General features: G+C 63.4%; 21 protein-coding genes. 9 read left to right on the top strand and 12 right to left on the bottom strand.

The features are described from left to right. Positions 1 to 59: 59 nt before the first annotated feature. The 3 genes from ACODTY_RS07515 to ACODTY_RS07505 all read left to right on the top strand — a co-directional run bounded on the left by ACODTY_RS07515 (position 60) and on the right by ACODTY_RS07505 (position 2,836). On the top strand, positions 60 to 1,424 hold the full coding sequence (locus ACODTY_RS07515; RefSeq protein WP_488993663.1) for a leucyl aminopeptidase family protein: 1,365 nt from the start codon (positions 60 to 62) through the stop codon (positions 1,422 to 1,424). Positions 1,425 to 1,599: 175 nt separating this feature from the next. After that, entirely contained in the window at positions 1,600 to 1,950 is a 351-nt protein-coding gene (locus tag ACODTY_RS07510; RefSeq protein ID WP_488993662.1) for a MarR family transcriptional regulator, read from the top strand. A gap of 25 nt (positions 1,951 to 1,975) precedes the next feature. Continuing rightward, on the top strand, positions 1,976 to 2,836 hold the full coding sequence (locus ACODTY_RS07505) for a C40 family peptidase (RefSeq protein WP_488993661.1): 861 nt from the start codon (positions 1,976 to 1,978) through the stop codon (positions 2,834 to 2,836). Between the two features lie 36 nt (positions 2,837 to 2,872). On the opposite strand, the gene moaB is transcribed toward ACODTY_RS07505, so the two are convergent. The 7 genes from moaB to ACODTY_RS07470 form a co-directional block, all read right to left on the bottom strand. Further along, a complete protein-coding gene (moaB, locus tag ACODTY_RS07500) occupies positions 2,873 to 3,421 on the bottom strand; it encodes a molybdenum cofactor biosynthesis protein B (protein WP_488993660.1) in 549 nt (182 codons plus the stop codon). Beyond that, complete coding sequence (locus ACODTY_RS07495; protein ID WP_488993716.1) at positions 3,408 to 4,307, bottom strand: 4-(cytidine 5'-diphospho)-2-C-methyl-D-erythritol kinase; 900 nt, start codon at positions 4,305 to 4,307, stop codon at positions 3,408 to 3,410. Before ACODTY_RS07495 ends, moaB begins: the two co-directional genes overlap by 14 nt. Before the next feature lie 17 nt (positions 4,308 to 4,324). Continuing rightward, positions 4,325 to 4,510 (bottom strand): hypothetical protein, encoded by a 186-nt coding sequence (locus ACODTY_RS07490; protein WP_488993659.1) that lies wholly within the window; start codon positions 4,508 to 4,510, stop codon positions 4,325 to 4,327. 83 nt (positions 4,511 to 4,593) lie between these two features. After that, entirely contained in the window at positions 4,594 to 5,451 is an 858-nt protein-coding gene (locus ACODTY_RS07485) for a S49 family peptidase (RefSeq protein ID WP_488993658.1), read from the bottom strand. A gap of 59 nt (positions 5,452 to 5,510) precedes the next feature. Beyond that, complete coding sequence (locus ACODTY_RS07480) at positions 5,511 to 6,305, bottom strand: tRNA1(Val) (adenine(37)-N6)-methyltransferase (RefSeq protein ID WP_488993657.1); 795 nt, start codon at positions 6,303 to 6,305, stop codon at positions 5,511 to 5,513. Further along, positions 6,302 to 6,526 carry a putative signal transducing protein gene (locus ACODTY_RS07475; protein WP_488993656.1) on the bottom strand — a complete coding sequence of 75 codons (225 nt, stop codon included), beginning with the start codon at positions 6,524 to 6,526 and terminating at the stop codon, positions 6,302 to 6,304. Before ACODTY_RS07475 ends, ACODTY_RS07480 begins: the two co-directional genes overlap by 4 nt. 69 nt (positions 6,527 to 6,595) lie before the next feature. Then, positions 6,596 to 8,242, bottom strand: coding sequence for an alpha/beta hydrolase (locus ACODTY_RS07470; protein WP_488993655.1), 1,647 nt, complete (start codon positions 8,240 to 8,242; stop codon positions 6,596 to 6,598). 183 nt (positions 8,243 to 8,425) lie between these two features. On the opposite strand from ACODTY_RS07470, the gene ACODTY_RS07465 reads away from it, so the two are divergent. Then, positions 8,426 to 9,442 carry a polyprenyl synthetase family protein gene (locus ACODTY_RS07465; RefSeq protein WP_488993654.1) on the top strand — a complete coding sequence of 339 codons (1,017 nt, stop codon included), beginning with the start codon at positions 8,426 to 8,428 and terminating at the stop codon, positions 9,440 to 9,442. A 15-nt stretch (positions 9,443 to 9,457) separates the two neighbouring features. On the opposite strand, the gene ACODTY_RS07460 is transcribed toward ACODTY_RS07465, so the two are convergent. Beyond that, a complete protein-coding gene (locus ACODTY_RS07460) occupies positions 9,458 to 9,889 on the bottom strand; it encodes a MerR family transcriptional regulator (protein ID WP_488993653.1) in 432 nt (143 codons plus the stop codon). Positions 9,890 to 9,955: 66 nt separating this feature from the next. On the opposite strand from ACODTY_RS07460, the gene ACODTY_RS07455 reads away from it, so the two are divergent. Then, positions 9,956 to 10,774, top strand: a complete 819-nt coding sequence (locus ACODTY_RS07455; RefSeq protein WP_488993652.1) for a cation efflux transmembrane domain-containing protein — start codon at positions 9,956 to 9,958, stop codon at positions 10,772 to 10,774. Positions 10,775 to 10,823: 49 nt separating this feature from the next. Here ACODTY_RS07455 and ACODTY_RS07450 read toward each other — a convergent pair whose 3' ends face one another. After that, the gene (locus ACODTY_RS07450) at positions 10,824 to 12,263 is read right to left on the bottom strand and encodes an FAD-binding oxidoreductase (RefSeq protein WP_488993651.1); all 1,440 of its coding nucleotides are present in this window, start codon (positions 12,261 to 12,263) and stop codon (positions 10,824 to 10,826) included. Positions 12,264 to 12,548: 285 nt separating this feature from the next. On the opposite strand from ACODTY_RS07450, the gene ACODTY_RS07445 reads away from it, so the two are divergent. Next, positions 12,549 to 14,324, top strand: coding sequence for a tetratricopeptide repeat protein (locus ACODTY_RS07445; protein WP_488993650.1), 1,776 nt, complete (start codon positions 12,549 to 12,551; stop codon positions 14,322 to 14,324). Between the two features lie 33 nt (positions 14,325 to 14,357). On the opposite strand, the gene ACODTY_RS07440 is transcribed toward ACODTY_RS07445, so the two are convergent. Next, positions 14,358 to 14,825, bottom strand: coding sequence for a hypothetical protein (locus ACODTY_RS07440; protein WP_488993649.1), 468 nt, complete (start codon positions 14,823 to 14,825; stop codon positions 14,358 to 14,360). Here ACODTY_RS07440 and ACODTY_RS07435 point away from each other — a divergent pair, their 5' ends adjacent. Together ACODTY_RS07435 and glyS are read left to right on the top strand one after the other, a co-directional pair. After that, entirely contained in the window at positions 14,826 to 15,752 is a 927-nt protein-coding gene (locus ACODTY_RS07435) for a glycine--tRNA ligase subunit alpha (protein ID WP_488993715.1), read from the top strand. It abuts the gene before it with no gap. Further along, positions 15,753 to 18,095, top strand: a complete 2,343-nt coding sequence (gene glyS, locus ACODTY_RS07430; protein ID WP_488993648.1) for a glycine--tRNA ligase subunit beta — start codon at positions 15,753 to 15,755, stop codon at positions 18,093 to 18,095. A gap of 23 nt (positions 18,096 to 18,118) precedes the next feature. On the opposite strand, the gene ACODTY_RS07425 is transcribed toward glyS, so the two are convergent. Both ACODTY_RS07425 and ACODTY_RS07420 read right to left on the bottom strand, forming a co-directional pair. After that, complete coding sequence (locus ACODTY_RS07425) at positions 18,119 to 18,502, bottom strand: hypothetical protein (protein ID WP_488993647.1); 384 nt, start codon at positions 18,500 to 18,502, stop codon at positions 18,119 to 18,121. Between the two features lie 84 nt (positions 18,503 to 18,586). Continuing rightward, positions 18,587 to 19,129, bottom strand: a complete 543-nt coding sequence (locus ACODTY_RS07420; RefSeq protein WP_488993646.1) for a hypothetical protein — start codon at positions 19,127 to 19,129, stop codon at positions 18,587 to 18,589. A gap of 153 nt (positions 19,130 to 19,282) precedes the next feature. Between ACODTY_RS07420 and ACODTY_RS07415 the strand changes: the two genes are divergently transcribed. Continuing rightward, positions 19,283 to 20,254, top strand: a complete 972-nt coding sequence (locus ACODTY_RS07415) for an L-threonylcarbamoyladenylate synthase (RefSeq protein WP_488993645.1) — start codon at positions 19,283 to 19,285, stop codon at positions 20,252 to 20,254. Positions 20,255 to 20,261 lie beyond the last annotated feature (7 nt).

Below are 20,261 nucleotides of genomic sequence, written 5' to 3'. Positions count from 1 at the left end.
GTTAACCCTAACCGTTGGTTAACAAGGCCGACTCGGGGCTCGGGTCAAAAGGGGGAAAAATGGCGGTTGAGCTGGCGCCGAACAAATTTGCCAAGGCCTTGCCGGTTCACCTTGTGGCCAAGGACAGTTTGGAGACGGCGGGGCTCTCGCTTTCCACGGTGGTCTGGGCCAAGGCCAACGGATTTTCAGGCGAAGCGGGCAAGGTTCTCGTCCTTCCGGGTGAGGGGGGCGGGGTCAGCGGCGCGCTGTTCGGTGTCGGCAAGGGCGAAGGCGCGTTGACGGTCGGCGCTTTGGCAAAGGCTCTGCCGGAGGGAGACTGGCAATTCGCCACGGCGCCGCAGAACCCTGAACTCGCGGCACTCGCCGTTGTCCTGGGCGGCTATGTCTTTACGCGCTACGGCAAGAAGCCGAGCCGCGCCGTGCGCCTCGGATTGCCGGCTGGCGCGGACGCGGCAAGGGTGCGTCGTATTGCCGACGGCGTTTTTCTCGCGCGCGACCTCGTCAACACGCCGACCAACGACATGGGCCCCGATGCGCTTGAAAAGGCGGTGCGCGACCTTGCGACAATCTATGATGCCGATGTCAGGGTGACGGCCGGGGAATACCTGCTGCGCAAGAATTTCCCGATGATCCACGCGGTCGGGCGCGCGTCTTCGCAGGCGCCGCGCCTCATCGACATGCGCTGGGGTTCCAAGTCAGCCCCCAAGGTGACGCTGATCGGCAAGGGCGTGTGCTTCGACACCGGTGGCCTCGACATCAAGCCGGCCTCCGGCATGCTCTTGATGAAGAAGGACATGGGCGGCGCGGCCAATGTGCTGGGGCTGGCCTCGATGATCATGGCCGCCAAGCTGAAGGTCCGGTTGCGCGTCCTTATCCCTGCCGTGGAGAATTCCATCGCCGCGAATTCCTTCCGTCCCGGCGACGTGCTAACGAGCCGCAAGGGCATAACGGTAGAGGTCGGCAACACAGACGCCGAGGGCCGCCTTGTCCTTGCCGATGCGCTGACGCTGGCCGACGAGGACGAACCGCAGATGCTGGTCGACATGGCGACCCTGACCGGGGCTGCGCGAGTGGCGCTCGGGCCGGACCTGCCGCCTTTCTATACGGACGACGAAAAGCTGGCCTCGGACCTTTCCAGCGCATCCGTGGCGGTGGAGGACCCGCTGTGGCGCATGCCGCTGTGGCGAGCTTACGATGCCAAGCTGTCGTCGAAGATCGCCGACATGAACAACGTCACCAGCGACGGTTTCGCCGGGTCGATCACGGCCGCACTTTTCCTCAAGCGCTTCGTCGAAAAGACGCACGCCTGGGTGCATTTCGACATCTTTGCCTGGAACCCGGTCGATCGCCCGCATGGGCCCGCTGGCGGCGAGGCGCAGGGCATTCGTGCGCTGGAAAAGGTGATTGTGGACCGCTTCGGGTAAGTTCAGGTGAGGACGGCCTGCGAACGGCGTCTTTCTGCGCTTCCGGTGCTCATGTACTGAATGTACACTCCGCTCCGGTTCTCGAAAGACGCCATTCTCGGCTCGTCCTGACCTGAATTGCGGCGGCCCATTGGAATGAAACGGAACCGAAACAATTTCCGGCGATGATGGGCGCATGGCGATTACCATCCGTCCGATCCAGGCATTGCGACTGTGGCAGCAGGTGGCGCTGCACGCGGTGCAGGACGATGCGCCGGACCTGACCATGCGCCAGATGGCGATCCTGTTCACCATCTATCTCGACGCGCCGCCGCATACGGTGCGCGGGCTGGCCGCCAAGCTCAACGTCACCAAGCCGGTGATTACGCGCGCGCTGGACACGATGGGGGCAATGAAGCTTGTGTCGCGCCATCGCGACGAGAAGGACAAGCGCAACGTCCTGATCCGCCGCACCGTGGAAGGCGCGCTCTATGTCGAGCGCTTCGGCGATGATATCATCGCCAAGGCCCTTGATCTCCCCCTATGATCGTCCTTTGTGAAGGCAGATTCTCTTGACCGTTCGCGACACCCGCCTGCATGCCTTTCGTCCCGATCTGGCCGATGCCCGCCTTGAAGGTGAGGTCATTGCCGAGCGCTTCGTGGCAGGGGCGCCGGCGAGGATCGCCGTACCGGTTGCCGATGTGCTGAAGGCCGCGCGGCCTGATTCCGGCATCAACACGCAGTTCCTTTTCGGCGACGACGTGCTTGTCTTTGAAAAGGCCGGCGGCTTTGCCTGGGTGCAGGCCGAACGCGACGGCTATGTCGGTTATGTCCGGGAAAGCGATCTAGCCGGACGCGACGTTGAACCGACGCATGTAGTGTCTGTGCCGCGCACCTTTCTTTATCCCGGCCCGGACCTGCGCTTTCCAAGGGCAGGCGAACTGTCGATGGGTTCGGCGGTGACGGTGACGGGTGCAGCCGAAACGCGCGGCACCCAATATGCCGTTCTGGCCAATGGACAGGCGGTGATCGCCAAGCACCTGATGCCGGTGGCGGACCGCGCCGCCGACTATGTTGCGGTGGCAGAGACCTTCCTTGGCACGCCCTATCTGTGGGGCGGCGTATCCGGCTTCGGCATCGATTGTTCCGGCCTCGTCCAGCTTTCGATGCGCATGGCGGGCCGCGACGTGCTGCGCGATTCCGACATGCAGGCGGCAGGACTTGGCGCGCCGCTCGATCCGGGCGCGGATTTTTCCGGCCTGCGGCGGGGCGATCTGGTGTTCTGGAAGGGTCACGTCGCCATCATGACCGATGGTGAAAACATGATCCACGCCAACGGTCATACCATGCTCGTGTCGCGGGAGGGCCTGCGCGACGCCATCGACCGCATCGGCTATCTTTATGGTGGGCCGACCGGGTTCAGAAGGCCCTGACGACGCGTCGGTCGATCACCGCGAAGTTGAGTGGTTTCACTTCCCGCTGCGGCGCAGGTGCTCGTCGAGGCGCGGCATGATTTCCACGAAATTGCACGGCATGTGCCGGTAGTCGAGCTGGGCTTTCAGGATGCCGTCCCACGCATCGCGGCATGCACCGGGCGAACCGGGCAGCACGAAGACGAAGGTGGCGTTGACGACGCCGCCGGTGGCGCGCGACTGGATCGTGGACGTGCCGATCTTGTCGTAGGACAGGCGGTGGAAGACTTCCGAGAAGCCGTCCATGCGCTTTTCGAAGATCGGTTCCAGCGATTCCGGCGTGACGTCGCGGCCTGTGAAACCGGTTCCGCCGGTGGTGATGATGACGTCGATGCCGTCATCCTTCGACCATGCGAGAACCTTGTCGCGGATCTTGTCCTTGTCGTCGGTGACGATGTCGCGGGCAGCGAGGATGTGGCCGGCTTCCACGATCCTGTCGGCGAGCGTCTGCCCGGACTTGTCATCGGCAAGCGTGCGGGTATCCGAAACGGTCAGCAGGGCGATGCCGACGGGAATGAACGCGCGGCCCTGGTTAGCTGACGCCATCGTTGCCCTCCCATGCAATGCTGCGCGTTGCAGCGACGAACCAGCCGGGGTGCCTGGCCCTGATGGCAACGGCGGCGCGCTTGGCGACGTTGCCGGTTTCGAAAAGGCCGAAACAGGTCGCGCCGGAACCGGACATGCGTGAAAATCCCGAACCGGCCTTGTCCAGCGCCTTAAGCGCTTCGCCAATCGTTGGCTGGATGCCGCGCGCAGTGGGTTCGAGATGGTTGTGTGTCGTCTCGAGCCAGTTGCGGAGCGAATGAAAATCGATCCTCGAGGGTGGGGGCGGCAGGCTTTCATTGTCGCGCCGCTCAAGTCTCTGGAAAATGTCGGGGGTTGATACCGCAACGCCCGGATTGACCAGCACCAGCGCCAGCGCCGGGAAGCCTGATATGGGCTCGACCACATCGCCGATGCCGGTCGCAATCAACGGCTTGGCTGACAGGCACATCGGCACGTCGGCGCCCAGAGAACGGGCGATCTCGGCCAGTTCACGCTGCCCGAGCCCGCAATTCCAGATATGGTTCAGTGCCTTGAGGACGGCAGCCGCATCGCTTGAACCGCCGCCGACGCCTGAGGCGACGGGCAGGTTCTTTTCGAGGCGGATGGAGATGGGCGGCAGGTTGGACGCACTGGCCAGCCTCAACGCATCGCGGGCGCGCAGGACGAGATTGGTCTCGTCGTCAGGCAGGCCGGGGCCGAACGGGCCGGTGATCGAAAACGCATCCGCGGCCGCCGGTTCCAGATGGAGCCGGTCGCCAAAGCGGGTGAACACGGCGAGGCTTTCAATGGTGTGATAGCCGTCGGGCCGACGGCCGGTAACGTGCAATGCAAGGTTGACCTTGGCAGGCGCGAGCACAGCCTCGGCCAGCGGCTCAGCCGGCGTCATCATAGGCTGAAGCGCACTCAATCCTTGGACAGCCGGTATTCGCCTGTTTCAGGATCCTTGACCAGCGTGCCGTGAGTGCCGTTTGCGGCCTGTTTCTCGGCGCGGCGGATTTTTGCGGTGACGCGCTCGGCCTCCTTGACGAAGGTGCGATAGCCTACATAGGCAACGACGCCGACGATGGCGAAGAAAATGATCTGCGGCATGTCAAAACTCCTCCGGCACTATGTCGGCATGCGAGGCCGATTGGGTCGGGTAGCTTGTCATCGTAATGGTTTCCCGCGTCTTTTCAAAGGCCGAAGCGTGACCAAAGCGCGCGTTCTTGTGCCGCATCGATCAAGCCATCGGCTGCCGATGCCGCGATGTGCGCCGCGCCGATGCTCGAACCGAACGGCGAGAAGCGGGACAGCAGGCCGCGCTGGGCGCTGATGAGCTTGAGCTGGGTCTTAGGTCCGTAGCGTTCCTTGAGAACCGAGCGCATGTCGCCAAGCGCATCGACGAGGCCGAGTTCCAGGCCCTTCTTGCCGGTCCAGAACAGGCCGGTGAACATGTCGGGATCGTCCTTCAGCTTTGCGCCGCGCCGGGTGCGAACCAGATCGATGAAGGTGTCGTGGATTTCGAGTTGCAGCGCCTTCAGCCGGTCGATGTCTTCCTTCTTTTCCGGCTTGAAGGGATCGAGAACCGACTTGTTCTTGCCGGCTGTGTGGACGCGGCGCTCGACGCCGATCTTCTTCATCAGTTCTGGAAAGCCGAAAGAGGCGGAGACGACGCCGATCGAGCCGACGATGGAGGAGGGGTCGGCGATGATCTCGTCACCGGCAACCGCGATCATGTAGCCGCCGGAAGCTGCGACATCCTCGACGAACACCAGCACTTTCTTATTCTTCTCGATGGCGAGGTCTCGGATGCGCTTGAAGATGAGGCGCGACTGCACCGGCGAGCCGCCCGGCGAATTGATGGAGAGCGCGACGGCCGGCGCGTCGAAGGCGAAGGCCTTCTCGATCAGTCCGGCGCTGGAGGCGAGCGAAAGCGAGGATCGCATCGGGCCGCCGCCCGACATGATGGCGCCGTGCAACCGCACGACTGGGATGGTGACGATGGTGGAACGCCAGGATTTCGGCAGCAGGCGATTGATGAGGCGCTTCAATGAAAAGTCTCCATGGTCCTGCGAGGCATGTAGGGATTCAGATGGCAACGGCAATGCCGTCAATCGCCGAAAAGCGACGCCAGACCGTTGTTGATCATGTCGGTGTGCTGGGAAAAGCCGTCTCCGGGCGTGTCGTGCAGGACAAGGGCCGGGCAGATGGAGAGCTTGCCGCGCGCGCCGCGGATGGCGCGGACGACGATGCGGATGGCGGCGGCATCGGCGCGCGGATGCACGGCGAGGATCTCGGTGTCGCCGAAACGGCCGGATAGCGCATCGAGGATGGGGCGCAGCGATTCCGGCCGCGCGATGATGGCGATGCCGCCGCGCGGGCGCGTGACGGCGGCCGCACTTCGCACCCAGCTTTCGAACAGGCCGTCTTCCATGACATGCGCCTGTCGCTTGAGATCGTCGGGCGTGGCCCTGTCCCAGGCGGCGTTGAAGGGTGGGTTCATGATGACGAAATCAAACGAATTGTCGGCAAGGCCGGCGGCGTTGCGGGCGTTGCCGGCGAGCGTGACGTCGGCGCGCAGCACCGAAGCGCGGTGGCCGAGATGGGCATTGGCGGGATGGGCGAGCGTGGCGTCGGCAAAGGCGGCCATCTCGTGCGAGCGCTCGACCAAGACGGCGCTGGCGTTGGAGCAGCGGGTGAGCGCGGCAAGGCCGGCGGCGCCCGCGCCAGCGCCGAAATCGGCCAGCCGTCCGGCGAAACCGGAGGGAACTGCCGCCGCCAGCATCATGGCGTCCATGCCGGCGCGGTGGCCGCTCTTGGCCGGCTGCACCAGCCAGAACCGCCCGCGATGGAAGGCATCCACGGTGTGGGCCGGCATCACGTCGAGATCGGCCTCGGTGCTCATGGTTCGCGGATTTCGTTGGCGATGCCGGCGTCGACGAGGATCTTGCGTGCGGCATCGGCCTTTTCGGCATCGACCAGGATGCGGCGCGGCAGGATGCCGAGCGAGCCGTCGAGCACGCTCATGTTCTGGTCGGCGACGAGAAAGGCAATGCCGGCGTCGCGCATCAGGGACTCCACGAAGGAGATGATGACGGCGTCGTTGGTGCGGACAAGTTCAATCATGGCGCAGGTTCGCAGGTTGCCGCGCCGATGTAAACGCAAGCGGGGCCGAGCGCCAGTGCCGCGCCTCGGTCATTTCGACTGGAAATGCGCCTTCAGCCTGTCGATGTCCGCGGCGGACCAGTCCTTGACGTCGGTGACTTCGATCCATGCGTCGATATAGTGCTGCGGCGCGTAGACATGGCCGTGGCCGATGGGGGCGGTGGTGGCGGTGGCCATATCGACCAGCAATTGCAGGAAGCTGACGACGGGATACCAGCGCAGCGACGGCGAGACGTCGGGCCCGCGCGGTTCGTTCATCCATTCCGGCGCGCGATAGAGGGAGAGCGGATCGAAAAAGGTGACGGAATCGCTGGCGTACTGGAGATAGACCACGCGCATCGGTCCCCAATGCGCGCCGGGGATAGCAAGCGCGTTTTGCTGGCTGGTGAAGCGCACATAGGAGCCGTCGCGAAAGCGCGGCAGCCAGAACGGCGAGCCTTCGTTGCGGCGGTTGGTGATCGAGCGCCAGATGCTGCTGGAAAAGGGCGGGCCGCTCAGCAATGCGCCCTGGTAGGGATCGGCCAGAACCTCGAACAGCTCGTTCGAACGCTCGGTGTTCATCGCGCCGAGACTGAGGCCGTAGAGGTAGAGCCTGGGCCGGTGGTCCTTGGGAAGCGTTGTCCAGTAGCCGTAGATTTCGTGGAAAAGCGCGCGCGAGGCTTCGCCGCCGTAGCCCGGCTCGACCAGCAAAGAGAGCCAGCTTGCGAGATAGGAATACTGGATCGCGGCGCTGGCGACATCGCCGCCGCGCAGGTATTCCAGCGTATCCATAGCCGCCGCATCGACCCAGCCGGTGCCGGTCGGCGTGACGATGACGAGGACGGAACGGTCGAAACCGCCGACGCGCTTCAATTCGTCCAGAGCCAGCCTGGCGCGCGCTTCGGGCGTTTCGGCGGAATTGAGGCCGGCATAGACGCGGATCGGCTCGCGCGCTTCGTGGCCGAGGAATGCGCCGATATCCTTGGCTGACGGGCCTGAGGCGATGAATTCGCGACCTGCGCGGCCAAGGTCGTTCCAGTCCAGAAGCGAGGCTGCACTTCCGGTCTTGGTCGGGTCGGTCGGCTGCACCGCGTCGGTTTCGATCAGTTCGTCGAAGGCGCGGTAGGAACTGTCGGCGACGTGCAGCGCGTAACGCAGCAGCACGCCATTGGCCAGGCTGGTGAAGATGGCGAGCGCCGCAGCGACGCCGATGACGTTGGCAACGCGGCGCGGCACGTAGCGGCGCAGCCATCCGGCGATGACGCGAAGGGTGAGATCGAACAGGCGGGCGACGACAAGAAGCAGCGCGAATGTGACAAGCGCGATCAGCGCAATCCTGAGCGGATAGACGCTGTCGACCGGCTCCATGCCCATCAGGTCGCGGATCGAATTCTGCCAGCCGGTTGCCTTCCACAGGAACACCAGCGCGACCAGCGCGCAGATTGCCGAAGCGCCTTGCTTGATCCACGCGCCGGCGTTGCCCTTGGGTTGCGGCAGTTCCAAATAAGCCCACAGCCACGACGCAAAGACGCCGATGCCGTAGCCGGCGCCGAATGAGAAGCCGGCCAGGACGCCCTGCACCAGATAGGCGCGCGGGATCAGCGAAGGGGTGAAGGAGGCCGCGAAGAACAGCGTGCCCAAAAGCAGGCCAGTCGTCGAAAACGACCACCACAGCCGTGAAGCGAGGTTCTTGATCATGCTGTGGCTCTCGCGATCCGGGAGGGGGCTGCCATGTCACCAACCTAATGGTGCATCGGGCAAAGGGAAACCCTTGGCGCGGACGCCGCGCCAATTCGCCACTTGCCGTATTTGCGCCATCTCCCTAGAGTCTGGCGCGGTGGGTAAGCGCCGTCGCAGGCTTTTTTCGGACGGGAGTTCTGGTTGGGTATTGTTGTCAATCTCGAAGGCGGCAAGCGCGAAGCCGCTTCAATCAAGGATCTGATCGATCTGACCGCTTCGGATATGGGGCGCGTCAACGAGCTTATATTGTCCAAGGCCGGCTCGGACGTGCAGATGATCCCCGAGGTTGCCAATCACCTGATTTCATCGGGCGGCAAGCGCCTGCGCCCAATGCTGACGCTGGCTGCGGCGCAGATGTTCGGCTACTCGGGCGACAGCCACATAAAGCTCGCCACCAGCGTCGAGTTCATGCACACCGCAACGCTTCTTCATGACGACGTGGTGGATGAGAGCGGCATGCGGCGCGGCAAGAAGACCGCGCGCATGATCTGGGGCAACCAGGCAAGCGTGCTGGTCGGAGACTTCCTGCTGGGGCAGGCGTTCCGCATGATGGTCGATGTCGGATCGCTGGATGCGCTCGACATCCTGTCGTCGGCCGCATCGATCATCGCCGAGGGCGAGGTCATGCAGCTTGCCGCTGCCAAGAACCTGGAGACCACCGAGGACGAGCATTTCGCCGTCATCAAGGCCAAGACCGCCGCGCTGTTTTCAGCCGCCGCCGAAGTCGGGCCGGTGATTGCCAATGCGTCCCGCACCGACCGCGCCGCATTGCGCTCCTACGGCATGAATCTCGGCCTCGCCTTCCAGTTGATCGACGATGCGCTGGATTACGGCGGATCGAGCCAGGACCTCGGCAAGAATGTCGGCGACGATTTCCGCGAAGGCAAGGTGACGCTGCCGGTGATCTTGGCTTACCGGCGCGGTTCGGCTGCCGAGCGGGCTTTCTGGAAGAAGGCGATCGAGGACAATGTTGCCGACGACGCCGGCCTGGAAAAGGCAATCGGCCTGATGGCGCGCCACGGCGCGATTGCCGATACCATCGGCAGGGCGCGACACTTCGGCGAAATCGCCCGCGATGCGCTGGCGCCGCTGGAAGCCACGCCGCAGAAGTCGGCGCTGATCGATGTCATCGACTTCTGCATCAGCCGCGTGAACTAGGCAATCGCCGTCGGTTCACCCGACGGCCTCTTTCCAATCCTTGTGCGAATGGGAGCGGTCGGCCAGCGTTTCGATGACGCGGCAATCGCCGACGCGCCCTTGCGCGCATTCCTCGACCATTTTTTGCAACTCCTTGCGCAACGCCTTGAGGCTGGCGATGCGCTGGTCCACTTCCTTCAGCCTTTCCTTGGCGATGTGGTCCGCTTGCGCGCAGGAATGGTCGGGCTTGTCCTGCAGTGAAAGCAGGGTGCGGATTGCATCGACCTCGAAGCCGAGTTCGCGCGCGTGCCGGATAAAGGCGAGGCGGGCCACCGCGGGCTGGCCGTAGCGGCGCTGCTGGCCCTCGGTGCGCAGCGTCTCCGGCATCAGGCCGATCTGCTCGTAGTAGCGGATCGTCGGCACCTTGAGGTCCGCGCGCCGCGCCAGCTCACCAATTGAAAAGGCCATGAAAATTCCTCTTGATCCTCTAGTGACTAGAGAGATTACGGTGATTTTCAAATGGAGTCACCAAAGATGAGCGAACAGTGTTGCGGCCATGATCACGCGGATGGGAAGGCGCCGCATTCCCACTCCCATTCCAGTACTTGCGACCATGACCACAACCATGCCCATGCGCACGAAGATGGCCATTCATGCGCGCATGATCACGGGCATTCCCATGCGGACAAGCACCCGGTTGCGGCGGATTCGGGCCACACCTGCTGCTCCGGCGGCGTGCCGGTTTTCGACGGCATGGACAGCCGTTACAAGCGCATCTTGTGGGCGGTCATCGCGATCAACGGCGCGATGTTCCTGACCGAGATGACCGCAGGGCAGCTTGCCGGTTCGCAGGCGCTGAAGGCCGACGCGCTGGACTTCCTCGCCGACACCGTAACCTACGGCCTGAGCCTTGCCGTGATCGGGGCGAGCCTGCGCACGCGGGCGACTGCCGCCCTGTTCAAGGGCCTGTCGCTCAGCCTGATGGCAGTGTGGGTGTTCGGCTCGACCGTCTACCAGACGCTGATACTGGGCGTGCCGAGTGCGCAAGTGATGGGCTTCATCGGCTTGCTTGCGCTCGCCGCCAACGTTGCCTCGGTGGTGTTCCTTCTGCCCTACAAGGATGGCGACGCCAACGTGCGCTCGGTCTGGCTCTGCTCGCGCAACGATGCCATCGGCAATGTCGTGGTGATGGCGGCGGCGCTTGGCGTCTGGGGAACCTCGTCGGCATGGCCGGACCTTGCGGTCGCGGCGATGATGGCGGGCCTTTTCCTGACGTCTTCGGTGCAGATCCTTCGCCAGGCCTGGGCCGAGTATCGGGTTGAAAACCAACAGGCCGCGCTGCCCGCCGAATAAGGGCGCAACCGGCGGGGCTGGCTGTCTGCCCCGCCGGTCGCCGGACCGATCAGGCTGCGCGCTTGCCTTCCATTGGCTTCACGTTCTGGTTCATCCGGAACATGTTTATCGGATCATAGCGGCGCTTGATCTCGACCAGCCGCCTGTAGTTGGCGCCATAGGCGGCTTCGACGCGATCCACTTCGTCTTCCGGCATGAAGTTGATGTAGGCGGTGCCAGCTGCGAAAGGCTTGGCCGCTTCATAGATGCCGCGTGCCCAGCCGATGCAGGTCTTGTCCATGCTGGCCTCGCGCCAGCGCGCATGGACGTTCATGACGAAATGCGAGCTTCGCTGCGGGAATGCCGTGGCATGTGGAGGCACGCGACCGGCGGCACCGCCGACATGGCCGACGAAAATCTCGCATTCGGGACCCGGAAGCTTGCGGATGGCCGAAGCAAGCACGCCGACCGCCGAATCCGGCAGTTCGATGAAGTCGTGGCTCTTCCAGTAATTGCGGGCGCCGGGCGTGAGCAGCGGGTCGAACGCCTGTTGCCAGCCGGTGAAAGGATTGGGGCCGACGACATCGACGATCGGCTTGCCGATGCCGCGCAGGCGCGCCATTGCCTTTTCGCCTTCCTTTAGGTCGCCGCCATAGCACATGGCCAGAACCACCACCTCCTTGCCGTGCCATTCAGCAGGCAGGAAGGGCAGCGGCGGCGCTTGCCGCATGACCACCCAGCAGGTGAGTTCGTCGGGGGCTTTTTCCAGGGCTGCCCGGTATTCGCGCATGACGTTTTCGACATCTGCAAACGGATGGACGACGAGACCGGACAGGACTTGCGGGCCGAATTTATGCAGCTGGAAGTCGAAGGCCGTTACGATGCCGAAATTGCCGCCGCCGCCACGCAATGCCCAGAACAGGTCCGGATTTTCCGCCACGCTGGCGCGCACAAGCTCGCCCTTGGCCGTGACCACATCGGCAGAATGAAGGTTGTCCAGCGTCAGGCCGAACTTGCGCGTCGTCCAGCCGAAACCACCGCCGAGGGTGAGGCCGGAAATGCCGGTGGTGGAGTTGATGCCGGTTGGCACGACCAGCCCGAAGGCCTGCGTTTCCTTGTCGACATCGGCAAGCGTTGCGCCGGGCTCAACGGTGGCGCGCCTGCCGGCGACGTCGACACGCACGGACTTCATCGGCGACAGGTCGATCATCATGCCGCCTTCGCAGACTGCGGTTCCGGCAATGTTGTGGCCGCCGCCGCGCACCGAGACCAGCAGGTGGTTGTCATGGGCGAAGCGGACGGCGCTGATGACGTCGGAGGCACCGACGCAACGCACAATCAGCCCCGGCTTGCGGTCGATCATGGCGTTCCAGATCGAGCGCGCCTCGTCATAGGCAGCATCTTCCTTACGCAAGAGAGTGCCGCGCAATTGCGTCGAGAGCGCTTCGAGAGCCGCGGCATTTACGCTTGTCTTTCCGAACTCGAGGGTTGTGAGGGTCAAATCTTTCATGGGTTCCTCCCGATTTGACTGCGGAATGCCCCCCTCTTTGTTGCCCGGCGGATTGTGCGCCTATATTAGCAATCTCACAAGTAAATCACTGTGTCGCGCGGCTTGTGCGGCACCGCGCCGTAAGCTCACGAGCGGGTTCGAAATGGCGGTGGAATTGCGAGTGACCTGATTGTGACAGCTAGCGGATTGAAGCTGCATCGCAAAAAGGCCATGCTTTGCAGCGACATGAGATTTTGCGGCGGGCCCCGGCAGGTTGTCGGGGCGATTTCGTCTGAAAGGAATACGATGCGGCAAAGACGCGTTCGCTGGCTCGCGGGCCTGGCTATGATGACCGGGCTGGTGTTTCCGGGTCAGGCTGTTGTTGCCCAGGAAGCAGCAAAACCAATTGAAATAACTTCGTTTTCCGGTGCGTTCCTGGCTGCCCGCGTTGCTGAAGGCGACAACGACCTCGACAACGCGATCACCTATTACAAGCAGGCGCTGGCCTTCGCGCCGGACGACACGACGCTGCAGCAAAGCCTGATGCTTTCGCTGATCGCGCAAGGCCGTTTCGACGAATCGCTGCCCTATGCCGACAAGCTGAAAGAGGTGCCGGACGTCGAGCGCTTCTCGCGCCTGGCGCTGGCGGTCGATACATTCCGCAAGAAGGATTACCCGAAGGCGGAGTATTGGCTGAAGCTGTCGCTGCAGGCCGATCTGGATCGGTTGATTGCCGGCGTGATGACTGGCTGGGCGCGTGCCGGGGCAGGTGACGGCGCTGACGCCATGGCCTATGTCGACAAGCTGCAGGGGCCGGAATGGTTCGACCTTTTCAAGTCGTATCATCGCGCCCTCATCGCCGACGCCAGCGGGCTGAAGGACAAGGCGCGCGAGGCCTATGAAGCGACGGTGAAGAATTCGGCAGCGGCGGGTGCTGCACCCGAAACATGGCTGCGCTGCGTGGAATCCTATGCCCGCTTCCTTGCCCGCAATGGCGAGAAGGACAAGGCGCTGGAAGCGCTCGACCAGGCCGAGACGTTCGTTTCCGGCAAGATCGAGATCTCGGCGCTGCGCGAGCAGATCAGCAAAGGCGACAAGATCGAGCCGCTGGTGGCCAATCCGGCCGAGGGTGCGGCCGAAATACTGATCAACCTGGCGACCGCTCTGAACCGTGGCGGCGGCGAGCCGTTTGTGCGGCTCTATCTCGAATATGCGCTGGCGCTGAAGCCGAACAGCGACACCGCGCTGGTGCAGCTTGCGGCGGTGGCCGAACAGCAGCGCGACGGCGAACGCGCGATCAGCTTCTACAAGCGCATTCCCGAGACCTCGCCGCTGAAGGAAGTGGCAGAGTTGCAGCTTGGCCTGAACCTTGCCGACCTCAACCGCAACGACGAGGCGATCGCGCATCTGAAGAAGCTGGTGGAGGCGCGGCCCGACGAAATGCGCGGCTATATCGCGCTGGGCGGGGTCTACGCCTCGAAGGAGGATTTCCGAGCTGCCGCCGATCTCTACGACAAGGCGGCCGAGCGCCTGACCAACCCGCAGCCGGAGAACTGGAACATCTTCTACCAGCGCGGCATCGCCTATGAGCGGCTGAAGGATTGGCCGAAGGCCGAGCCGAGCTTCCGCAAGGCGCTGGAACTCAACCCGGACCAGCCGCAGGTGATGAACTATCTCGGCTATTCCTGGGTCGACAAGAACATGAACCTCAAGGAAGCGCTGGAGATGATCCAGAAGGCTGTCGACCTTAGGCCGAGCGATGGCTACATCGTCGATTCGCTGGGCTGGGCCTATTACAAGCTTGGCCGCTTCGAGGACGCGGTGCGTGAACTGGAGCGCGCCGTTTCGCTGAAGCCGGAAGACCCGGTGCTGAACGACCACCTTGGCGACGCCTATTGGCGCGTTGGCCGCAAGCTGGAAGCGACCTTCCAGTGGAGCTACGCCCGCGACCTGAAGCCCGATCCAGACGTGCTTGCATCGGTGCAGGAAAAACTCGCCAAGGGCCTGCCGCCGATCGAGGCGAACACCGCACAGGACACGCCGCCCGAAAAGCCCAAGCCGGCCACCGAGCCGAAGGGCTAGGTTAGACAGCGACTGCGACGGTCCGTCGGCGCGTCAGCCGGCGGACATGATCAGCAAGGCGATGAAGGCGGGTATGGCTGCGATCGCCAGCCCGGTCGTATGTTTCTCGAGCTTTTTGTAGATAAACATTGACGTTGCCGCGCAGACCGGCAGCGAGAGAAAGAACGTCAGCAGGACATAGTCGAAAAATCCCCCCGACAGAAAGCCGTTGGCATTCGTCATCATGCCGATCAGCGGCAACAGGGCCAGCAACGATCCGAGCCAATTGAGGACGTTGAGCACTGTGAAAAGAATATCGACGATTGCTTTGACCAACGGCGCCCCCGGCATACGAACCGGAAAATAGTCGATATTCGTAAACGTGTGGGAAAACCGCGGTGAGGTTTGCAGCACGTGGCCGAGGCCGATTGCCTTGACGCCTATGGACGGGGGCACTAGGGAAGTCCGCATCCTGCCATTGCCGCCGAGGCCATTCCCGTGAGCGCCGATCTTCCCGCCCATATGCATCCCAGCCGTTCGTTCCAGGGGCTGATCCTGACCCTGCACAACTACTGGGCCAACTACGGTTGTGTCGTGCTGCAACCCTACGACATGGAGGTGGGCGCGGGCACTTTCCACCCCGCGACGACGCTGCGCGCGCTGGGCCCGAAGGCCTGGAACGCCGCCTATGTGCAGCCGTCGCGCCGGCCCAAGGACGGGCGCTATGGCGAAAACCCGAACCGGCTGCAGCACTACTACCAGTATCAGGTGATCCTGAAGCCCAATCCGGACAATTTGCAGGAGCTTTACCTCGGTTCGCTGAACGCAATCGGCGTCGATCCGCTGCTGCACGATATCCGCTTCGTCGAGGACGACTGGGAAAGCCCGACGCTGGGCGCGTGGGGGCTTGGCTGGGAGTGCTGGTGCGACGGCATGGAAGTGTCGCAGTTCACCTATTTCCAGCAGGTGTGCGGCATCGAATGCGCTCCGGTGGCGGGCGAACTGACCTACGGTCTGGAGCGCTTGGCCATGTATGTGCAGGGCGTCGACAACGTCTACGACCTCAATTTCAACGGCCGCGAGGGCGCCGAAAAGGTGACCTATGGCGAGGTTTTCCTGCAGGCCGAGCAGGAATATTCGCGCCACAATTTCGAGTTCGCAGACACGGAGCGGCTGTTCCGCCACTTTGTCGATGCCGAGAAGGAATGCCTTGCATTGCTGGCGGCCGGTGCGCCGACCGATGGCGGCCCGCATCGCATGGTGCTGCCGGCCTACGACCAGTGCATCAAGGCCTCGCATTGCTTCAACCTGCTCGATTCCCGCGGCGTCATTTCGGTGACCGAGCGGCAAAGCTACATCCTGCGCGTGCGCAACCTCGCCAAGGCCTGTGGCGAGGCGTTCCTTCTGACCGACGCCGGCGGGTTTTCCCTGGTCGGGGAGGCTGCATAAATGCCCGATCTTCTGCTTGAACTTCGCTCCGAGGAAATCCCCGCCCGCATGCAGCGCAAGGCGGCGGGCGACCTGAAGAAAATGGTGACGGACGGGCTGGTGGATGCCGGGCTGACCTACGAGGCGGCGCGCGAATACTGGACGCCGCGCCGGCTGACGCTGGACATTCGCGGGCTGACCGCGCGTTCCAAGGACATTCACGAGGAGCGCAAGGGGCCGAGCACGAAGGCGCCCGAACAGGCGATCCAGGGTTTTCTGCGGTCGGCCGGACTGAACTCGATTGACGAGGCGCACGTCCATACCGATCCGAAGAAGGGCGATTTCTACGTCGCCCATGTCTCGAAGCCGGGCAGGGCGGCCGAAGAGATCATCGCCGATTTGATGCCCGGCATCATCAAGTCCTTCCCATGGCCGAAGTCGATGCGGTGGGGCGCGGCGTCCGGTCCGAAGGGGATGAGCTATCGCGGCGTCGAAGGGCGCGGCGGCGACGCGCTGCGCTGGGTGCGGCCGCTGCAATCGATCCTGTGCACGTTTGGACCGGAAACCGAGGAGCCGGTGGTGGTCGACTTCGAGGTCGACGGCATCCGTTCCGGCAACGTGACCTACGGCCATCGCTTCCACGTGCCGGGCGCAATCACCGCCAAGCGCTTCGATGACTATGTGACCAAGCTCGAAGCGGCAAGGGTCGTACTCGACGCCGACCGGCGCAAGGAAATCATCCTGTCGGATGCGAAGAACCTTGCCTTTGCCAACGGGCTGGACCTTGTCGAGGACGAGGGCCTGCTGGAAGAAGTGTCCGGGCTGGTCGAGTGGCCGGTGGTGCTTCTTGGCGAGTTCGAACAGGACTTCCTCGCCATTCCGCCGGAAGTGATCCGGCTGACCATTCGCGCCAACCAGAAGTGCTTTGTCTCGCGCCCGCAAGGTGAAGGCGAAGCGCTCGCCAACCGCTTCCTGCTGGTCGCCAATATCGAGGCGAAGGACGGCGGCAAGGAGATCGCCCACGGCAACGGCAAGGTGGTGCGGGCACGGCTTTCCGATGCGGTGCATTTCTGGAAGACCGACCAGGCCAATGTGCCTGACCTCGACCAGTTGAAGGGCTCAGCCGACAAGTTCGGGTTGGATCTTTCAAAGCCGCTCGACCAGCGCATGGCGCGCCTCGACCACTTGAATGTTACGTTCCACGCCAAGCTTGGCACGCAAGGGCAGCGGGTGGAGCGCATTCGCGAACTGGCGCGCGAGATTGCGCCGATTGTCGGTGCAAATCCTGATCTCGCCGCCCGCGCTGCGGTGCTGGCCAAGGCCGACCTGACAACCGAAATCGTCGGCGAGTTCCCCGAACTGCAAGGAGCGATGGGCCGCAAATACGCGCTGCTGCAAGGCGAGGATGCCTCGGTCGCGGCGGCAATCGAAGATCACTACAAGCCGCAAGGGCCTTCCGACCGCGTTCCGACCGATCCGGTTTCGGTCGCCGTGGCGCTGGCCGACAAGCTCGATACGCTGGTGGGTTTCTGGGCCATCGACGAGAAGCCTACCGGCTCGAAGGACCCATTTGCGTTGAGACGGGCCGCGCTGGGCGTGGTGCGGATGTTGGTCGAGAATGGGGTGCGCTGCGGGTTGAGAAGCCGCGTTGTAGAGCGTAGCGCTCTAGCATTACTTGTGATGCTCAAGGGAGAGGAATTCAGGGCTAGAGGCTCGGCAGCTTTCACGGGAACGATCAAAAACGTCCTATCCGCTGACGAAGCGAAAGGCCTTGCCTATCGGATGGTCGATGCCGACGAAGGCGCAAGCGAGGCTGCGCTGCTTCAACGGAACGAAGCGATACTCGCCGACCTCCTTTCCTTCTTCCACGACCGCCTGAAGGTCTATCTTCGCGATCAGGGTGCACGTCACGATCTGATCGACGCGGTGATCACGCCTGAATCCGACGACCTTCTCACCATCGTCCGTAGGGTCGAGGCGCTGGGCAAATTCCTTGAAACGGATGACGGCAAGAACTTGCTGGCCGGCACCAAGCGCGCGGCCAACATCCTCGCTGCCGAGGAGAAGAAGGGCACCGCGGTTGCGGACGCCGTCGAGCCTTCGCTGTTCAAGGAAGACGCGGAGAAAAAGCTGTTTGACGCGGTGAATCAGGCGGAGAACAAAGCTGGCGAAGCGATTCAAAAGGAAGACTTTTCCGGCGCCATGCTGGCGCTTAGCGTTTTGCGTGAACCGGTTGATTCATTCTTTGAACAGGTGCTGGTCAATGATGACGATCTGGCGGTGCGGGCAAACCGCCTTGCATTGTTGACGCGCATCCGCGCAGCGACCGATCAGGTCGCGGATTTCTCCAAGATCGCTGGATAGGCCGGGCCGGTAGTGCTGGCAGGTCAGCGCTCCAGTAGGATGACCTGCACGCGACTTGTGTAGACGTCGACCTGGATCAGCGACCGGCCATTGGTGATGGCGCGGCGCGTGGCGGCGTCCATTGCGCCGCGTTGCTCAAGCATCTTCTGGAGACGCGAACGCTGCTGATTGGTCTTGAACCAGCGGTCGCTTTCGTCCTCGGGATCGACCTGCCCGAAGCGATGCCAGTTGGCGCGATCTTGCCTCACCATCTGCGCCGCGCTGTCGAGCGGATAGCCGTCGCTGGCGAAATGGTCGTCTTGCGAGATGCGGGCGACATAGCTGCCGAGAAACGTGTCGGCCATTGCTGGCAGTGTCAAAAAACCAAGCAAGACGGTGGCCGCGAACGGCTTCAAGATCCAGTGCATGACGTCCCCCCACTCACGTTCTGGCAATTGGGGGCAGGCTGCCTTGTGCGGCAACCGATTGCAATTCATGCAAAAGGACGTGGTTTACCGCGCTTGCGGGGCAGGGTTGCGGTTTGCCGCCATGGGTTGGGCCGAAGTTGCAGGCGCATCAGCGGGCGCAGTGGCACCGCCATCAGCGGAAGCCTGCTGAGGCTGGGCGCTGGCTGTTGCCGGTGCGAACACGTCGCCGACGAGGCCGCCACGGATGACCATCGGCGCAAAGTGGGCCTTGGACGAAGTCTTCTTCGGAATAGCTGCCACCTTCTCATAGGTTACCGGCGGCCACGGCGTGCCATAGGCGACGATGGACGGGCTGATGACTTCCGGTTCGACGGATGCCGTGGAAGGCAATTGCTGCCAACTGCCCGGCGTCATCTGGCCAAGCGCCTGCTGGGACGGGTCGGCGGGGGTCTCGGGCTTGGCGGAATCGGTTGCCGCGACTTTGATGGGGTCCGGCGCGCCCATGACCACGATGGACGGCGTAGCGGCCGGTGCGGGCTCGCCGAAAGTGACGAATGACGAGGCCGCCGCGCTGCCCGTCATGGCTGCAAGCGAAATCATTCCAATCGTGATGATACGCAAGGACAAGAGCTTGTTCCCCCAGCTTTCACCACGACCATAGTGCGGGAGCGTTGATATCCGCTTGTGAGCACGCTTTGCATTTTAATGAATTGGCTTTTGCCGACGACGCTTGCCGCTTTCCGCCTGCCGCTGTAGGCAGGCGCCAGAAAGGTTTGGCCCGTGGCTGAGATACTTCCTGCCGACAAGGCACTGGACCGTGCGCTGGCGCTGCTTCAGGCGGGCGAGGTCGTCGCCATACCGACCGAGACGGTCTACGGGCTGGCCGGCGACGCCACCAATGGCGAGGCTGTCGCGCGCATTTATGAAGCCAAGGGCAGGCCGCGCTTCAACCCGCTGATCGCCCATGTCTGCGAGTTGGAAATGGCCGAGCGTGTAGGCGTGTTCGATCCTTTGTCGCGCAAGCTGGCCGAACTGTTCTGGCCCGGACCGCTGACGCTTGTGGTGCCGCTGAAGGCCGATGCTGGCATCCATCCGCTGGCGACTGCCGGCCTCGACACGATTGCGCTACGCATGCCGCGCGGCTTCGGCAACAGGCTGATCGCAGCACTTGGCAGGCCGCTTTCGGCACCCAGCGCCAACAGTTCGGGCCACATAAGCTCGACCTCGGCGGAGGCGGTGGCGGCTGACCTCGGCAAGCGCATCAAGTTGGTAGTCGATGGTGGCGCAACGCCCGTCGGCGTGGAATCGACAATCGTCAGGGTGGACGACGGCAAGCTGAAACTGTTGCGGCCGGGCGGCATTGCGGCCGAAGAGATCGAGGCCGCCATTGGCATGAAGCTGGAACGGGGTGCGAAGGGCATCCAGGCGCCGGGCATGATGGCATCGCATTATGCGCCGAACGCGGCGATGCGGCTCAATGCGGTAAGCGTGGGCCAAGGCGAGGCGCTGCTCGCCTTCGGGCCGTCGCGCGCCAAGGGGGCCGATCACGCGGCCATGACGCTCAATCTGTCGCCAACCGGCGATCTGCGCGAAGCGGCGACGAACCTGTTTTCCTTCATGCGCGAACTGGACGCCAGCGGCGCGGGCGTCATCGCCGTCGAGTCTGTTCCCACGCAGGGTTTGGGCGAAGCGATCAACGACCGGCTGGCGCGGGCGGCTGCGCCGCGTGACATGGCCGAGGCCGGGGAATAGGTTTGCG

This window comes from Mesorhizobium sp. FG116 (assembly GCF_057809835.1).
Note: the sequence above shows the minus strand (reverse complement) of the source record. Positions and strands in the feature narration are given on the sequence as shown.

What these genes read in the sequence shown, in the direction of transcription:
- ACODTY_RS07450 (WP_488993651.1), bottom strand. Translation starts at nt 12,263, where the DNA reads ATGAAAGATTTGACCCTCACAACCCTCGAGTTCGGAAAGACAAGCGTA.
- ACODTY_RS07460 (WP_488993653.1), bottom strand. Translation starts at nt 9,889, where the DNA reads ATGGCCTTTTCAATTGGTGAGCTGGCGCGGCGCGCGGACCTCAAGGTG.
- ACODTY_RS07435 (WP_488993715.1), top strand. Translation starts at nt 14,826, where the DNA reads ATGCATCCCAGCCGTTCGTTCCAGGGGCTGATCCTGACCCTGCACAAC.
- ACODTY_RS07440 (WP_488993649.1), bottom strand. Translation starts at nt 14,825, where the DNA reads ATGGGCGGGAAGATCGGCGCTCACGGGAATGGCCTCGGCGGCAATGGC.
- glyS (WP_488993648.1), top strand. Translation starts at nt 15,753, where the DNA reads ATGCCCGATCTTCTGCTTGAACTTCGCTCCGAGGAAATCCCCGCCCGC.
- ACODTY_RS07495 (WP_488993716.1), bottom strand. Translation starts at nt 4,307, where the DNA reads ATGACGCCGGCTGAGCCGCTGGCCGAGGCTGTGCTCGCGCCTGCCAAG.
- ACODTY_RS07425 (WP_488993647.1), bottom strand. Translation starts at nt 18,502, where the DNA reads ATGCACTGGATCTTGAAGCCGTTCGCGGCCACCGTCTTGCTTGGTTTT.
- ACODTY_RS07480 (WP_488993657.1), bottom strand. Translation starts at nt 6,305, where the DNA reads ATGAGCACCGAGGCCGATCTCGACGTGATGCCGGCCCACACCGTGGAT.
- ACODTY_RS07510 (WP_488993662.1), top strand. Translation starts at nt 1,600, where the DNA reads ATGGCGATTACCATCCGTCCGATCCAGGCATTGCGACTGTGGCAGCAG.
- ACODTY_RS07515 (WP_488993663.1), top strand. Translation starts at nt 60, where the DNA reads ATGGCGGTTGAGCTGGCGCCGAACAAATTTGCCAAGGCCTTGCCGGTT.
- ACODTY_RS07455 (WP_488993652.1), top strand. Translation starts at nt 9,956, where the DNA reads ATGAGCGAACAGTGTTGCGGCCATGATCACGCGGATGGGAAGGCGCCG.
- ACODTY_RS07475 (WP_488993656.1), bottom strand. Translation starts at nt 6,526, where the DNA reads ATGATTGAACTTGTCCGCACCAACGACGCCGTCATCATCTCCTTCGTG.
- ACODTY_RS07445 (WP_488993650.1), top strand. Translation starts at nt 12,549, where the DNA reads ATGCGGCAAAGACGCGTTCGCTGGCTCGCGGGCCTGGCTATGATGACC.
- ACODTY_RS07490 (WP_488993659.1), bottom strand. Translation starts at nt 4,510, where the DNA reads ATGCCGCAGATCATTTTCTTCGCCATCGTCGGCGTCGTTGCCTATGTA.
- ACODTY_RS07470 (WP_488993655.1), bottom strand. Translation starts at nt 8,242, where the DNA reads ATGATCAAGAACCTCGCTTCACGGCTGTGGTGGTCGTTTTCGACGACT.
- moaB (WP_488993660.1), bottom strand. Translation starts at nt 3,421, where the DNA reads ATGGCGTCAGCTAACCAGGGCCGCGCGTTCATTCCCGTCGGCATCGCC.